At 52.3% G+C, this 17,221-nt stretch carries 9 protein-coding genes; all 9 read left to right on the forward strand.

All coding sequences use genetic code 11. The annotated features are described in order from the left end of the window. Nucleotides 1-44: 44 nt before the first annotated feature. The 9 genes from DQG23_RS30800 (at nt 45) to DQG23_RS30835 (ending at nt 17,206) form a co-directional block, all read left to right on the forward strand. On the forward strand, nt 45-5,171 hold the full coding sequence (locus DQG23_RS30800) for a DUF4838 domain-containing protein (RefSeq protein ID WP_113034874.1): 5,127 nt from the start codon (nt 45-47) through the stop codon (nt 5,169-5,171). Nucleotides 5,172-5,826: 655 nt separating this feature from the next. Next, a complete protein-coding gene (locus DQG23_RS30805) occupies nt 5,827-7,512 on the forward strand; it encodes a sensor histidine kinase (protein WP_158560782.1) in 1,686 nt (561 codons plus the stop codon). Nucleotides 7,513-7,577: 65 nt separating this feature from the next. Next, on the forward strand, nt 7,578-9,164 hold the full coding sequence (locus DQG23_RS30810; protein WP_113034876.1) for a response regulator: 1,587 nt from the start codon (nt 7,578-7,580) through the stop codon (nt 9,162-9,164). 92 nt (nt 9,165-9,256) lie between these two features. After that, nucleotides 9,257-10,753 (forward strand): ABC transporter substrate-binding protein, encoded by a 1,497-nt coding sequence (locus DQG23_RS30815; RefSeq protein WP_113034877.1) that lies wholly within the window; start codon nt 9,257-9,259, stop codon nt 10,751-10,753. A 143-nt stretch (nt 10,754-10,896) separates the two neighbouring features. Beyond that, nucleotides 10,897-11,853 (forward strand): carbohydrate ABC transporter permease, encoded by a 957-nt coding sequence (locus tag DQG23_RS30820; RefSeq protein ID WP_113034878.1) that lies wholly within the window; start codon nt 10,897-10,899, stop codon nt 11,851-11,853. Nucleotides 11,854-11,870: 17 nt separating this feature from the next. Next, complete coding sequence (locus DQG23_RS30825; RefSeq protein ID WP_113034879.1) at nt 11,871-12,692, forward strand: carbohydrate ABC transporter permease; 822 nt, start codon at nt 11,871-11,873, stop codon at nt 12,690-12,692. Nucleotides 12,693-12,704: 12 nt separating this feature from the next. Further along, on the forward strand, nt 12,705-15,389 hold the full coding sequence (locus tag DQG23_RS42335; RefSeq protein WP_158560783.1) for an alpha-galactosidase: 2,685 nt from the start codon (nt 12,705-12,707) through the stop codon (nt 15,387-15,389). Beyond that, entirely contained in the window at nt 15,386-16,207 is an 822-nt protein-coding gene (locus tag DQG23_RS30830; protein WP_158560784.1) for an AAC(3) family N-acetyltransferase, read from the forward strand. The genes DQG23_RS42335 and DQG23_RS30830 overlap by 4 nt, the downstream gene beginning before the upstream one ends. A 102-nt stretch (nt 16,208-16,309) precedes the next feature. Further along, the gene (locus DQG23_RS30835) at nt 16,310-17,206 is read left to right on the forward strand and encodes an amidohydrolase family protein (RefSeq protein ID WP_158560785.1); all 897 of its coding nucleotides are present in this window, start codon (nt 16,310-16,312) and stop codon (nt 17,204-17,206) included. The last annotated feature ends 15 nt before the right edge of the window (nt 17,207-17,221 follow it).

Raw genomic sequence — 17,221 nt, forward strand, 5'->3', positions numbered from 1 at the left:
TTCATCAAGACATTAGAAACTTGTTATAACTCAGGAGGTGCGCCATGGGCTTGGTGAGTAAGCAAAGCAAGAAGGTTATTTTGCTATTTATCATGTGTTGTCTTATTTATTCTTCATTCGGTTCGTTCATCGTACCGGTAACCGGAGCGGCAGCGGCTCAATCGGACAATCCCCCTTCCTCCCGGGCTTTGCTGCCGGATGTGGAGGGTCATTGGGCGAAGGCTACCATTCAAGCCTGGATGGAGAGCGGTTACGCGGAAGGGTATCCCGAAGGCACGTTCCAACCGGATCGCGCGGTAACTCGGGGAGAAGCGATCGCGTTGATCAACCGATCCTTTGGCTATCACGACAAAGCGTCCGTAGAATTTTCCGATCTGCCCGCTTCCGACTGGGCGTATGAGGAAGTGGCCAGAGCGGTTAAAGCGGGCTACATCGAAGGCTACATCGACGGGACGATCGGCACGAAACGGGAAATCAGCAGACAGGAGGCGGCCATTCTCCTTGTCCGCTTGCTGGGATTAAATGCCGATGGGGAGAGCGCCTCTACCGAAGGATTTGCGGATGCCGAGCAGATTCCCGAGTGGAGTAAAGGAGCGGTGGCGGCCGCTGCAGGGGCAAAATTGGTGGAAGGTTATGAAGACGGACGATTCCGTCCGGAAGCCGCCATCACCCGCGCGGAGCTGCTGGTTATTCTCGATCGGGCGCTGAAGTCCGATGCCGCCCTGGAGTTCAGCCAGGCAGGAAAATACGGACCTGACAAAGGCATCCGAAACGTTAGCGGCAATGTCATTGTAAGCGCTGCCGGCGTCACCTTGCAAAATATGAGGATCGCCGGAAGTTTATTGTTGGCCGAAGGCATTGAAGAGGGAGACGTATTCCTTCGCAATGTAACCGTTCTTGGAACAACGACTGTTCAAGGCGGGGGAATGAACAGTATTCACATGAAAGACAGCGTGTTTGTTACCGTCATCGTGGACAAGGCGGCGGGAACGGTTCGAATTGTCGTTGAGGGAACGACCAAGATCGCCGAGGCAATTCTGAAAACGCCTGCGATTATCGAACAATCGGGTTCTCCCGGTAACGCCGCGGGAATCAGTCAGGTGAAGCTGCATGAGGCGATTGCGGAAGGCTCCAAAATAACGCTGCGCGGTTATTTCGACCATGTCTATATTGCCGCGAAGGGTATTGTACTCGAGTTTCAGCAAGGTGTTATTAATCAATTCGAAGCTACACAACAAGCATCAAGCTTGAAAGTTGATGTCGGTGCGGAAGCCCGCATCCTTTCGATGAGTATTGATGCGATCATAAAAGTACTTGGCGGAGGAGTGATCGAAAAGGCGATTGTCTCTGACAAGGCCAGAGGAACGACGTTTGAAAAGCAGCCTCTGTTGTTGGAAGGCGCGGGTTCTGGAGCTCCGGAGCCTACCTATTCGTCGGGAACAGGCGGAAACAACGGCAACGGCGGCAATGGAGGAAACGGCGGAAATGGCGGAAATGGCAATAATGGCGGTAACGGCAATAACGGCGGAAACGGCGGTAATGAAGGGCCGGCATCGATACTAGCCGACGACGGTCAAGCTCTATATAAGGTTCATGTGCACAGCGATGCAAACAGCATGGAGAAACATGCGGCCGAGGAATTGGTTGACTATTTGACTGAAGTGACGGGCGCGTCTTTTCAACTGACGGAAGACGCCGAACCGCCCAGCGGCCGCGTCGTGCTCGTCGGCAGGAACGCCCTGACGGAAAGCCTTGTGCCGGAATTGGCTGACGATTCGCTTGGAGAAGACGGTTTTGTCATCCGCAAGGCGCAGCGGTATATCGTTATCGCCGGCGGCGATTCCCGCGGGACGATGTACGGCGTGAATCACTTCCTGGATGATTACGTCGGAGTCAAATGGTACTCCCCGACCTATACATTCGTTCCCAGCATATCTAAATTGCAGCTAAACATAAACAATGACGTCCAGGTGCCGCGTTACGAATATCGCGAAATGTATGTCAACGATGGCAACAATGAACAATATCGGGCGCATAACTTACTGAACGGCAAATATAGAGACCATTATGGCCGCATTCCTCAGTCGGAGGCGTGGCTGGACAGCTGGTCCGATTTTTGGCCGTCCGACGTGCACAATTTCCATGAAATCGTGCCGCAAACCGAATACCATAACGGCGGGCAATTGTTAGCGATGAATGAGGACGTTCGCAGTATCGCCGCCGGAAACCTGACCGATTTGATCAACCAAAGAATCGGCGAGGGAAAGGACGCTTCCTACGGGTTCAGCCAGCAAGACGAACCTACATGGTATGTGGATCCGGACAGCAAGGCGTTTGCCGACCAACACGGAGGAACATTAGCTGCTCCAATATTCGATATGGTCGGAGATGTCGCGGAGCGGGTAAGGGCTGAAATTCCGGATGCGCGTATCGGGACCCTTGCTTATATGTTTACAGAAAAAGCGCCTACGAATATGACCGTCCCCGACAACGTGGTCATTACTTTTGCTCCGATCTTTAAAGATCACGGCCGTCCGCTCAATGATCCGGCCAATCAGTTCTCCGGAGATAATGCAAGAGATTGGGCGGATATTTCGGATAATATCATCATTTGGGATTATCTTATCAACTTTGGCAGTGGCGGTTACTTAACGCCTTATCCGAGCCTTTACGCGATGAGCGAGACGATTCAGTACCTGGCTCAATTCCCTGCTTTCAAAGGCTATTTCGGCCAGCATATGCATGGCATTACCGCTCCGGCCAGCACCGGTCTTAACGATCTGCGCGCGTGGGTCGGCGCCCGTTTGCTATGGAAACCGAATCAGGACTACCGCCAGTTAATTGAACAATTTGTCTCCGGTTACTACGGGGATGCCGCACCGTATGTCAGCCAGTATATTGAATTGCTGCATGACGCATTCGAACAAAGCGATTCCATGCTCAGCACCTCTACATCGCTTGAGTCTTCTTACTTGTCTTTTGACGTCATGCGCCAGGCCGATGAGTGGTTTGCCCAAGCGGAAGCTGCAGTAGCGGATGACCCTGTGTTTTTGAATCATGTGCAGAGGACCCGTGTCGAAGTGGATTACGTTATTTTGATGCGCGGCGCCGACTACATGAAGGAGGCCCAGGCTCGCAATATCGCTTGGGATTTGGATTTCGACAACCGTTTTGACAGATTCAAGGCGTTTACGGCGGATATCAAGCATTATAAGATCAACGGTACGATGGAATCTCTTTATGAACAGATTGTTCAGCGGACCGTATCGGCAACCCCTGACTTTGTGGCGGATCTGCCTAAATCGGATTGGAGAGAGTATCAGGATTACGCTTTACAGCTGTACTCGCCAGTCGGCACGAAAATCGTACAAGACCCGAAGGCTTCCGATAGCGCCGCGGCTAGAGTGACAGGCAGCACGAATGCCTGGGCGATTCAATTGCCCAATCTGAACCTTCCGCGCGAAGGCGAATGGACCTTGTATGCCAATGTCAGGATAGATCCGGGCACCGGTGCAGCAGGAGACATGGCATTTAGATACGGTATTTCTCATCCAACGAACGGCAAATCAGCCTCGATGGATTACGCGCAAGTGGCGGACGGCGAATATCATTGGGTAGCTTTACCCGGGTTATATCAGTACGATCCGGAAGAGGTGTCGGATCACTTTGCATGGCTGGCGCCGCCGGACTCAACCGCCATCCAAAATCTATACGTCGATCGGATCATAGCCGTCAAATTTCAGCGGACTGTAGCGACAGCCCCTGACTTTGTGGCGGATTTACCGGAATCGGATTGGAAGGACTATCAGGACGATGTTTTACAATTGTCCTCGCCTGTAGGCACAGGGATCGCGCAAGACCCGAAGGCATCCGATCGCGCAGCGGCCAAAGTGACGGGCAGCACGAATGCTTGGGCGTTTCAATTACCTAGTACGAGCTTGCCAAACGAAGGCCAATGGAAGCTGTACGCCAATGTCCGGATCGACCCGGGCACCGGTGCGGCAGGAGACACGGCATTCAAGTACGGGATCTACCATCCGGCGATGGGGACTTCGGCCGCGGCGGATTACGCGCAAGTCGCGGACGGCGAATATCATTGGATTGAATTCCCGGGGATTTATCAGTATGACCCGGACGCATTGCCGGATCACTTTGCATGGCTGGCTCCGCCAAACTCAACCGCCATTCAAAATTTATATGTCGATCGGATTGTAGCTGTAAGAGTTTCGACAATCCCTGACTTTGTGGCGGATTTGCCGGAATCGGATTGGAAGGATTATCAGGATAACGCTTTACAGTTGTCCTCGTCTGCAGGAACGATGATCGTGCAAGACCCGAGGGCTTCCGATCACACGGCGGCTAAAGTGACGGGCAGCACGAATGCTTGGGCGTTTCAATTGCCTAGTCTGAGTCTTCCGAACGAAGGCCAATGGAAGCTGTACGCCAACGTCCGCATTGATCCGGGCACCGGAACGGCAGGAGACACGGCATTCAAGTACGGGATTTACCATCCGGCGATGGCGACTTCGGCCACGATGGATTACGCGCAAGCGGCGGACGGCGAATATCACTGGGTAGAATTCCCGGGGATGTATCAGTACGACCCGGAAGAGGTGTCGGATCACTTTGCGTGGCTGGCGCCGCCGGACTCAACCGCTATTGAAAATTTATATGTCGATCGGATTATAGCCGTCAGAGTTTCGACAATCCCTGACTTTGTGGCGGATTTGCCGGAATCGGATTGGAAGGATTATCAGGATGACGCTTTACAGTTGTCCTCGCCTGCAGAGATCGTAAAAGACGCGAGGGCCTCCGGCAGCTCAGCGGCGAAAGTCACAGGCAGCACGAATGCCTGGGCGTTTCAATTGCCTAGTGCGAATCTTCCGAACGAAGGCGAATGGAAGCTGTACGCCAATGTCCGCATCGATCCGGGCAGCGGAACGGCAGGGGACATTGCGTTCAAGTACGGGATATACCACCCTGCGATGGCCGCTTCAGCCACGATGGATTATGCGCAAGTGGCGGACGGCGAATATCATTGGGTAGAATTTCCCGGGACTTATCAGTACGATCCGGAAGAGGTGTCGGATCATTTTGCATGGCTGGCGCCGCCAAACTCAACCGCCATCCAATATTTATATGTCGATCGGATTATAGCCGTCAGACAGTAAAATTCCTTATTGGATTAAGAAGATTTCGTAATAGATGGGGCCGTCCGGATTGGACGGTCCCAGACTAAAAGGCATCGACTAATTAGGGAAGCCGGCAGCCGGAGAATAAAGAGAGTAGCAGTGAACCTCAAAATCCTTTGTTTCGATGCAGCAGAAATGTTTAGCCTCGCAGCTAATCTCCTTTTATTTCATATTTGGCGCCTTCCCTCCAGTTGCAAAAATAAAGTCAATTCCAGCACAGCGAAGTAAAATACAGCTATGTATGCTGCAGTGAAAGGCCTTTAAACTGACAGTGGATCATTACATTATCAAACAGGGATCGAAATAACGGGGCGCTGCAAGCCCGCACGCGGCCGATTGTTGTCGTGTGACTGTAAACGCAAACCATACACTGCGCGATTTGCAAACTACAAGGAGCGGATCGCATGATTTGCTTCCTTTTACCATAACTAATTTCAAATACCGCTTGGACGGATAAATGTTAAAATACTTAATAGATGGAAAAGATTGCGGCGGTTAAAACGGAAGCGTTCTCAATAAATATGTTCGATCGTCCTCCTCCATCCGGCACAGTACAGCTCGCCAGCAGGCGATCATGTCTTCTAATACTGGGAGCTGCTCGCAGCGCAAAAAAATTTCCCGCAGGGGGGAGCCTATGAATCTGTTTCGTCGTCTATGGATGCACTTCACGTCCCGCTTGCTTTATAGAATGGTCGTCATTTATTCATTGCTGGTCGTCACGCCGCTCATCGTGATCATCAGCTTATTTTATTTCCGTTCTACCGAAATTATCGAAACGAAAATAAGGGAAACGACGAACCAGACCTTGGTGGAAACGGCGGATAAGATAGACGGGAATTTAAAGTTGTTTAAACAAAAAGCGGATACTATCTCGCGCAGCATATTTGCGAATCGAATTCTCAAACATGAAAACGACCCCGAAATATACGCTTTGTCCGATGAAGAAAAAACGTTGTACAAGGAACAGCTTAAGGAGCTGCTGAATGACGAAGTAGCGGCGGATGAGATGATTGATGCGATTTATATTTTCACCGAGAAGGGTACCATGTACGCCTCCTCAGGTGCAGTCGAGGTTGACAGCTACCCGGCTCTGACGTATATAGCCCACGAGGTACCCGGTCAGCTGGGGTGGGCGTTCTTCACCGATCACCGGCGGCTGATGTCGGCAATGGAAATCAAATATGACTCCACGGAGAAAAAAATCGGGTTGATCTCGATCGCATTGAAACCGCAAAAGGTTTTCGACATGTACGCTACCTACTCAAACGAATCGTTCTTTATTGCCAATTCCGGTAATTTGATTCTATCAGCTTCCGATATTAACTTAATCGATACGCGGCTGAATCTGGCTGATGATAACGAAACGATCGTCAACAAACGAACTTCTCTATACTCCGGCTTTGTTTATTACAGCATCATCACCAAAAAAATGTTGAACAAAGAAATTGAAGACCTGGCCTACTTTGCAGCATGGATCACGTTTGCAGCTTGGGTGGCGGCGTTAATTCTAACGATTTTTGTTCTGCGCTACGTCACCAATCCGCTGGTCAGGCTCGCCCGCCTTATGCGCAGAGCGGAGCGGGAGGACTTCGAGCAGATGAAAGGAATCCGCACCCGCGACGAGATCGCCCAAGTATGCAATAGCTTTAACAGACTGATCAGAGAGATTCAAAGCTTGATTCAAGAAGTTTATAAAACCGAGCTGCTCAAAAAAGAAGCGGATTTGAAAGCGATTAAAATGCATCTCAATCCCCATTTTCTGTATAACACGCTCGAGTCGATGCGAATATTGGCGAGAGAAGCGGGTTCGAAGGAAGTGCCGGAAATGATCCGGTCGCTGTCCAAAATATTGCGTTTCTCCATCTCACCGGCCGACGATTTCATTCCGCTGGAAACGGAACTTAATTTGGCCGACTCCTACTTACAGCTTCATAAATATAGGTACAAGGATCGTTTGAATTGGCTAACGGAAGTGGAAAAGGAGCTCGCCGCCGTCAAAGTGCCGAAGCTTATTCTCCAGCCGATCGTCGAGAATGCTGTCGTTCATGGCATCGATCAGACGGATAGGCCGGGCATAATTTGCATCCGGGCTTATGAACGGGATTACGATTTATGGCTCGAAGTAGAGGACAATGGCCCCGGAATCGTCAAGAAATCAACGCCCGGCGGCTTAGGCACCGGACTCGAGAATGTGACGTCGCGAATCCAAATTTATTACGGCAGGGAATACGGCGTAACGACGGAAAACAAGCCGGAAGGCGGGACGATCGTACGTATACGGTTGCCTATTACGCTAGAGCAGGAGGGCGATGTCCAATGATCATCACGGAAGGCGGGACGACGAATACGGTTGCCTATTACGCTCGACAAGGAGAACGATGACCAATGAACATTATGATCGTGGACGACGAGCAATTGATCCGCCGGCATTTGGCCGAGCTTAAGGAATGGGAGCAGATCGGCTGCTCGATCGTCGGTGAAGCGGCTAACGGCGAAGAAGCGCTGCAGCTTGCGCATCAGTGCAAGCCCGATCTCGTGATCTCGGATATCCGAATGCCGATTATGGACGGCATTCAGTTCGCCGGTGCGATGCGCTCGCTTTATCCGAATACGCACATTATTTTTATATCGGCCTATCACGATTTTGTTTATGCCAAGCAAGCCTTAAAGCTGGGGGCGGCCGATTTTATTACGAAGCCGATCGATTTGAACGAGCTGATCGACGCCGTGGAGCTGATCATGCAGGGGGTAAGCCGCGCGAATACGGATGACCGGATGCAGCAGGAAAAAATGGTGCGGGTGCTGCTGTCCGATAAGCCGGATTTGGCGGAATTGAAGAAGCTGGCCGGCTGGACCGAGGTCGCGGGGAAGCAAACGATGATGCTGTCTATCGAAGTCGACAATATTGATTTGGCCGGAAGCGTGAGCGAGCCGCCTTCCCTCTTAATGCTGAGAGAGAAAGTTTGCCATGTGATGAACGTCTATCCTTATCCGTACTGGACCTGCATGAACCGAAGGGGCGTGTACCTGATTGTTTTTCAGCCGGACCAGCCGTTAGGGGACATGAAATCGGACAGCATGAAAATATCCCGGGACATCGTTTCCCGCGCGAAATCCTCGTTCGATCATAGCATCTCGATCGGAATCAGCCGGCTGCTGCCTTCGGTAGAGCTTTTGCGCAGCGGGCTTGAAGACATTCAGGAATGCTTGGATTATCGGATGCTGCTCGGCAAAGGCTCGATCATTTCCGGCGAAACGCTGTCTTCGATTCGGGACGAGACCGGGAAAAAGGATGAGGTCAACGTCGCCAAGCTGCTGGACATTCTTCCGGGAGGGGACAGAGAGATGATCATGTCCTTTTTGCGGTCCGTCTATCGGGAGATGCTGGCCAAGGGACTTGGCAAAACGCAAGTGCAGCACTATGCCATCGAGATCATGGAACGCGCGGAGCGTTTGCTGGACGGATATGAGCAGCCGAACGGCAAGGAGGAGCGGATCGAGACGCATAAAATCATTTTGTCCTACGATATCTTATCCGATCTGATGAAATTTCTCGAACGCAAACTGATCGAAATCGCCGAAAAAGTCGCCAATTACAATAAGCAATCGGTGCACGTCGTGATCCGAAACGTCATGCAGTATTTGGAAGCCCACTATAGGGAGGAAATTACGCTCGTTTCGCTTTCCAAAGCGCTTTGCATTAACCATAGCTATCTTAGCCGATTTATCAAGAAAGAGACGGGCATCAATTTTCGCGACCTGCTGTGGCGCACGCGCATCGGCAAAGCCCAAAAGCTGCTCGAGGAAACGGAGACAAAATCGTTCCAAATCGCTTACGATGTCGGGTTCAAGGATCCTTCCCATTTTAGCCAATTATTCAAGCAAATCGTGGGCGCAAGTCCGACGGAGTATCGCGAGCGGCATTTGCAGGAAGCGCGCAAAACTAAAGTCAATTCCGGCACAGTGAAGTAAAGCGCAGCCATGTAAGGGGCAAAGCGAAGCCTCTAAAATAGGAACCAGGCAGTACGATTGCCCATTAAGAGAGAACAGGGAGGTTAAGTAGAATGAAGCAAAAGAAGTACGGTTTGTTCCTTTTCGCACTCATGATTTTGCTGGTTATGCTTGTGCTGGCAGCCTGCTCCAAGAACAATCCCGCGCCGTCGGCTGGGCCGGCGGACAGCGCCGCAGGAGTTCCGTCGCCAACTAAAAAAGCGGATGATAAGGGCGCAGCTGACAAGAAGTGGGTAATCCGCTTCGACCCGCAGGGACATATGCCGAAAAAACCGGATGCGCAGGACCCGACGGAAAAGAAGGTACTTGATGAGCTGAACAAAGAATACGAGGCGCTTCACCCGAACGTCAAGATCGAACTTGTGAAGGTTCCCTCCACGCAGGACCGCAATGCCTGGCTGCAAGCGCGGATGATGGCCAAGGATGCGCCGGATATTTTCTGGCTCAATTTCGAATCGACATGGGAGAATTACCATAAAGGCTGGTTTTATGCGGTTGACGAGTGGATGAAGAAGCCGACCCCGTATAACGGCAATAAAATTTGGGGCGATACGTTCATACCGGGCATGCTTGATTCGGTACGGGCGCCGGACGGCAAGCTGTACGATATTCCGGCTGACGGCGTAGGCGTGGCGATCTATTACAACAAGAAAATTTTCACGGATCTCAATCTGAGCATCCCGAAGACGTGGAAAGAATTTATGGACGTTCAGGCGAAAATCAAAGAAAGCGGCACGACGCCGTTCGCCTTCATGCACGTCAACAAAGGCTGCTGCGATGTCTCCTGGTCGGATGCGCTGCTGCACAACCAGTTCCTGATCGGAAATATGGCTCATCTTGATGAAGACAAGAACAACCGGATCGACCCGATCGAAATCGCCCGCGCGACTAAAAGCGGAGTATTACCGAACGAAGACATTTTAAGACAGGAGTTTACCCTGTTCAAAGAATGGTCGCAATACTGGCCTAAGGGCTTTATGAGCAAATACGATCAAAACCAAATGTTCGCATCGGGCAAAGCGGCGATGATATTCGGCGGAAGCTGGTCGATCGCATCGTTCAATGCGATGAAGCTGCCATTCGAGTGGGGATCGTTCAATTTCCCGCTGGTAACCAAGGAATCCGCATCGCTCGCAACCGAGAAAGGTGCGAAAATACTTGGTCCCTGGGGGCCGGGTCAGTGGGTCGTTCCGGGTTACTTGGAGAAGGACGATCCAAGCAAGCTGCCGATTATTATGGATTACTTGATGTTTCTCAGCAAGCCGGAGAACATTTCCAAGCTTGATGCGGAAACTGAGTCGGAGCCTAATATTATCGGAGCGAAGGCGCCGGAAGGGCATGAGGTGTTCCAAGAGGACATCCCGCTTATCGTGACTCAGGGCTACGACGTCTATATGGGCAAATCGTTCTCCGATACGTGGGAAAACGGTCTTATCCAATATTTGAGCGGATCGATGAGTCTGGACGACCTGATGGCCGAGATGAAAAAAGCTTACGCCAAAGGTGCTGACGAAATCATTGCGCAGCAGGAGCAGGCTCAGAAAAAATAACGCCAGGAAAAAAGGGGGCGGCACTGATTGCGTGCCATGCGCCGAGAGCCGCCGTTTCGGCAATCCCGTTTCACGGTGTCGTACCATGCTGCAGCTAAGCTGCGGTATGGTACGAAAATTTTGTAGTAAAGGAGGAATGTCAATTGGACCAGACGAGCGAGACGAATTTATCGCCAGGTGTTATGCAGACTGCGTTTCGCCGGCCGGTGAAAAGAAGGAACAACAACGTGATCGCTTTCTTATTCTTGCTGCCGACGCTTGCGATGATCTTCGTATTCAGCTATTATCCGGCCATTGCGGCGTTCGTGTATTCATTCACGAAGTGGAACGGATTTAACGCGCCCGAATTTATCGGATTCGGCAATTTCAAGGAAATATTCGGAACGCCGGTGTTTTCAAAGGCATTCTGGAACTTGTTCTGGCTTACTTTGTTTCAGATTGTCATTTCGATCGCGGTACCGCTGCTTGTGGCGAGAATGATTTATAAAGTCCGGCACGGAAGGCTGCAAAATGCATACCGTTTGCTGTTCGTATTTCCGCTAGTTATCCCGGGTATGATCATCATCCTGCTCTGGCAATTTATTCTTAACCCGGATGTGGGGATGATCAATGCGGCGCTGTCGTTTTTAGGCATGCCGGAGGATCGGCTTCCGCTTTGGCTCGCTAGTCCCGATACGGCTCTGATGTCGCTTATGCTTATCGGCTTCCCTTGGGTGAACGGAGTGGCGCTGCTGATCTTCCTGGCCGGCTTCCAGAGCATCCCGCAGGAAATCGTCGAATCCGCTACGGTCGACGGAGCCAAGGGGTTTCGGATTTTTTACCGGATCGAGCTCCCGCTTGTCATGTCTCAAATCAAATTGATTCTGATTCTTACGATTATCGGCAGCCTGCAGGGCTTTCAGACGCAGCTTGTGCTGACGGGAGGCGGGCCGGGGTTCTCAACGACCGTTCCCGGACTTGTCATGTATCAGGAAGCAATGATCAACAACCGAATGGGATTCGCGTGCGCGATCGGCGTCATTCTGTTCATTCTGATCTTTGTCGTAACGTATATCAACAATAAATATCTGCAGTCGTCGACGGAATACAGTCCCAAATAGGGGGAAAGGAGTGTCTCGTGCATACAACGAAAAGCGGTCTTTTCATCAGGCACGGCATCATTTTATTTTTTGGCATATTAACCGTTCTGCCGTTTTTTATATTGATCAGCTTGTCGTTCAAGGATTCGTCGCAATTTAACCTGAACCGCTGGAGCGTGACATTTCCCTTCCACTGGGAAAATTATTCCGCCGCCTGGCAGGCGATCCGCGATTATATCGGCAACAGCTTTATCATCAGCGGGGTGACGGTGGTCGGCGTTCTCGTGATTTCTTGCTTGGCCGCCTATCCGCTGGCGAGGATGCAGTTTTTTCTCAAGGAGAAAATATATTTTCTGATTATCGCGCTTCTGATGATTCCGTTTACATTGACGTTAGTTCCTTTGTTCGGGCTGATCATCAAATTCCAAATGCTCAACAACTGGCTGGGCTTATGGGGGCCTTACATTGCCAGCGGTCAAGTGTTCTGCATTTTCGTGCTCCGCTCCTTCTTCTCTTCGCTGCCGGAGGAAATGTTCGAGGCGGCTCGGGTCGACGGCGCAAGCGAGACGAAAATATTGTTCACGATCGTGCTGCCGTTGTCGAAGGCGATCATCGCTACGCTTGGAGTCTTGAACGTATTGAATACATGGAACGATTATATATGGCCGCTTATGGTCGTTAACGAAGACCGTATGATGCCGCTGACGATCGGGCTAATGGTGTTTCAGCAACGGTTTACGACCAACTGGGGGCCGCTGTTCGCCGGCTATGTGATCGCCTCCATTCCGCTCGTTATTATGTTCCTGTTCGCCAGCAAACAGTTCGTCGAAGGCTTGACCTCCGGATCGATCAAGATGTAGGAGCATCAACTTATGGATAGGGGAATTTCCGTGCTCGACTTATTTAGGAGTGATCAAGGAAAGACTGCGCTTGAGTATCCTCATTTTCCGACGCCGATGCAAGCGGTCGTCTGGCGGAATTGGGGCATGGTGCCGGTTGAACGCATCGCGAAGCTGCTGAAGGCAAGCCCGGAGCAGGTGACGGAGCTTGCCGAAGGGCTGGGCTTGCCCGCCTTCCCGGAGGTGGACCCGTTATGGCTGTCACGCGGCTACATCACCCTCATCCGGGCAAACTGGCATTTGCTCACGTACGAGCAATTGCTTGTGCTGCTCGCTTGGACGGCCGATCAGCTTGCATTCGCTCTGAAGGAGGACGATTTCCTCTGGATCAAGCTGGGCTCGCTGAAGCCGGCGAGAGAGACCATTTATTATCGCCCGCTGACCGGTGAGGAGCAGGGACGGACGGCGGAGCTTAGGCGGCAGCTCGCCCGGCATTTTCCGGCGGACGTTCATCCGATTCTGGAGAAGCCGTTCGGTTTTCTGAGCCGATTTGCCGGGGACGGTGATCGCGATAAGCGGATGTTTGCGACGGAAACCGTCATAAGCTTGACCGCTGGCGATTCCGCTCACATTCGGCTGGATTCAGGCTGGCGCGTCTGTTATCCAGCCGGCGGCAAACATATACGGACTTTCGCCGACCGTTTTATTCTGCGGATGAAGCAGCGGTGGGGGATCGAGATGACGGCATGCCAGCTGGACCCGGAGCAGATGGCTGCTGGCACGCAGCCGCGAACGGTTCATCTCGTCATCCGTCCGGATGACAGCTTGCTCGCGGAAAGCCATGCGATCGAGGTGTCCACACATGCCGTGACGATTCAGGCGGTAGACGAACCGGGCCTGCTCAAGGGCTTGCAATGGATAACGAAGCGTATGGAGGAGTACGGAGGGCCGCTGTTGAAGCGGGGACGCACGCAACGCAAGACGAAGATGGATCTGCGCTTTATTTATTCCTATTTCGCGGTGTTTGGCGATCCGTTGATCGATCCGGAGGTAGACCCGTATCCCGATGCTTTGCTGGAATCCTTGTCCGAGCTGGGTGTGAACGGTGTTTGGCTTCATACGGTTCTGTATAACCTGGTTCCTTGGGATGCGGCGCCCGAGCTGTCGGTCCATTGGGAGAAGCGGCTGGACGGTTTGCGAAGGTTGACCGAGCGGGCGGCTGAGTACGGTATCGGCGTCTATCTGTATTTCAATGAACCGCGTGAAATGCCGCTTTCGTTCTTCGAGCGGTATCCGGAATGGAAGGGGCATTCGCATGACGGCATACACGCTGTGCTATGCACATCGCATCCCGACATCCAGCACTATCTCCGCAGCTCCACGGCCCGGCTGTTTACAGAGGTTCCGGAGCTGGCGGGACTGTTTACGATTACGAAGTCGGAAAATGTAACGCACTGCTACTCGCATGCAAATCGCGAAACGACGACATGCGCCCGCTGCCGCGAGCGGGAGCCGATCGAGGTCGTTGCCGAGCTGAATCGCTGCATCACCGAAGGGGCGTTCAGCGCCAAACCGGATGCGAAGCTGATCTGCTATACATGGGCCTGGACCGAATACGAGAAAGAAACGCTTATCAAGGGAATTAGCAGCCTTCCGGATGGGATGCGCGTCATGTGCGTAAGCGAGGAGTTGATGCCGACGCATGTAGCGGATACGCAAGGATATGTGCGGGATTACTCGATTTCCATCGTCGGTCCGGGGGAACGCTCGAGAATAAGCTGGGAAGCGGCGGCGGCACGCGGGCTGCAAACGGTCGCGAAGGTGCAATTCAACAATTCCTGGGAATGCTCCGCTGTTCCTTATTTACCTGTACTGGATCTGATTGAGGAGCATCTGAACGGTCTGCTTGCATCAGGCGTCACCGGTTTAATGTTAAGCTGGACGCTCGGAGGCTATCCGTCGCCCAATCTCGAGCTGGCTTCCGAATATTACTGGGAAACGTCTGCGGTCGACTCATTCGCTTCGGATGCCACTGTTGCGGGAGCACCGACTTTATCCGGCAAGACGGAGCTGCTGAAGCGTAAGTTCGGCGAAGCGGCGGAGCCGATCGCCGCGGCAATCGGCCAGATGAGCGAAGCCTTCCGGCAGTTTCCGTTTCATATTGTAACGGTCTATACCGGCCCTCAAAACTCGGGTCCGACCAATTTGCTGTACCTTGCGCCGACCGGCTACAAAGCAACGATGATCGGCTTTCCTTACGACGACCTGAGCACCTGGAAAAACATCTATACCGCCGAGCGGTTCGAGCGGCAATTTCAGCTCCTGGCGCAGCAGTGGAAGGCGGGGTTGGATCAGTTGACGGAAGCGGAAGCCGCCGTATCGGATGGAAGACAAGAAGATTATACGGAGCTTCTCCATACGGCAATGGGTGCTTACTATCATTTCCGCAGCACCGCTATGCAAATTTCATTCGTGATTGCCCGCGACCGGTTTCTTCAGGAAGAGGACGCGAAGGAACGGGAAAGGCTGCGGAGCCGTTTGATCGAGCTTGTCGAAGAAGAGCTGGAATTGGCCAAATTGCTTTATGCGCTCATATGCAGGGATTCGCGGATCGGCTACGAAGCGACGAATCATTACTATTACAGACGTCAGGATATTCAAGAGAAAGTGCTCAACTGCCTGCATGTGCAGCAGCAGCTTTCAGGAGGGATTTCATGAGCAGCGAATCGGTGCCAAGCGTTGGCAAAGCGGACATCGTCCGCGCTTTTCAAGAGGTTGGAGTCGTACCGTCGGATATAGTGCTCGTTCATTCTTCATTAAAAAGCTTTGGCCATGTCATCGGCGGTCCCCTTGCCGTGATCGACGCGATTAAGGAAGCGGTCACGGAAACCGGCACGGTCGTATTTCCGACGCTTGTGCAGCGGGATTTTGCGAACGCCTACCGCAACTGGGACATTCGCAATTCCCCGTCCGACGTAGGAAATATTACCGAAACGTTCCGCCTGCTGCCGGACAGCATCCGGAGCGATCAGGAAACGCATTCGGTAGCCGCCTGGGGGAAGCGGGCGGCCGAGATCACAAGCGAGCATTCGGCTTACGGCCCGCGGATGGGCGTCTTCGGCGATTATTGCTTCTCGTATTCGTCGCCGTGGCAGAAGATGTATTTGCATAAAGCGAGAATCGTCTTTATCGGCATCGATACGCTTTACAATACGTTCAAGCATTTTGCGGAATACGCGCTTGTGGAGCATTATTGCGGCACGATCCGGGATCCGGGGATGAAATGCGCAGCCATGTCGAAGCTGGCCAGACATAATGTTCCGGGAGTTTGGCCGTTTCACGATACGGTGAAAACGCAAGCCATGCTGGATAAACTTGGCCTGGTCACGTATACCAAGTGCGGCAACTCGCTATTTACGAGCATCAAGGCCGACGAATATGTGGACAACGTGCTGGCGGCATTCAAGGAAAATCCGGAAGCGTGGTTCGACGATGCCTTTCTTGCATGGTTGAAGCATGATGTAACAGCAGTATAAGTTGGAACCAATGAAACATCAGGGGAGACAGCATGTGATGGAGAAAGGGAATTGCCTTGCAGGTTGAAACAAAATAAAATGCAAGACCGGGGAGGAACCTACATGTTTATCGACATTCATGCTCATGCATACCGAAAGCCAGTGCCTTTCGTCGTTCAGTTCTGCACGGCGGAGGAACTGATCCAGCGCTATGATGAACTAGGGATCGAGAAGGGCGTCTTGCTGCCGATCGTCAGTCCAGAAATTTATTTTCCGCAAGCCAATGAGGATATTCTTGATATGGCCGCGCAATATCCCGACCGGTTCATCCCTTACTGCAATATCGATCCGCGGGCGTTGACCAATTCGGCGGAGGCGCCGCTGGATAAGGTGCTTGCCTATTATAAGGAGAAAGGCTGCAAAGGGGTAGGCGAGGTAATGCTCAACGCCGAACTGATGGACCCGCTTGTGCAAAATTTATTTCGCTGCGCAGAGCGCGTAGGGCTGCCGATCGTCTTCGACGGCTCCGATCAGAAAACGGGTGACTTCGGCCTGTACGACGATCCCGGCTTGCCGCAGCTCGAGCATACGCTGCAAAGGTTCCCGAATTTGGCTATATTCGGGCACGGTCCGGTGTTCTGGGCGGAAATCGGCCGGCTCCGTACGCCTGGAGAGCGCTCGTTTATTTTCAAGTTGAATGGAGGCCAGACGGGCAGACTGCCTGAAGGCCCGATCGAGGAAGAAGGAGTCGTGCCGGTTCTGTTCCGCAGGTATCCGAATTTGTACGGCGATTTATCCGATTTTACGGCTCATAACGCGATAGCCCGCGATCCCGAGTACGGTCCCAAGTTTCTTACTGAATTCCAGGACCGGCTATTTTTCGGAACCGATATTTGTACGAAGACGATGCCGGTGGATTTGGTCGACACGCTGATTCAATGGCGCGATTCGAACAAAATCAGCGAAACCGTGTTTAACAAGATTGCCCGGGAAAATGCGATCAAGTTTTTGGGACTATAGCGGCAGGGAGAGAGT

The organism is Paenibacillus contaminans, from assembly GCF_003285015.1.
GTDB lineage: Bacteria > Bacillota > Bacilli > Paenibacillales > NBRC-103111 > Paenibacillus_V > Paenibacillus_V contaminans.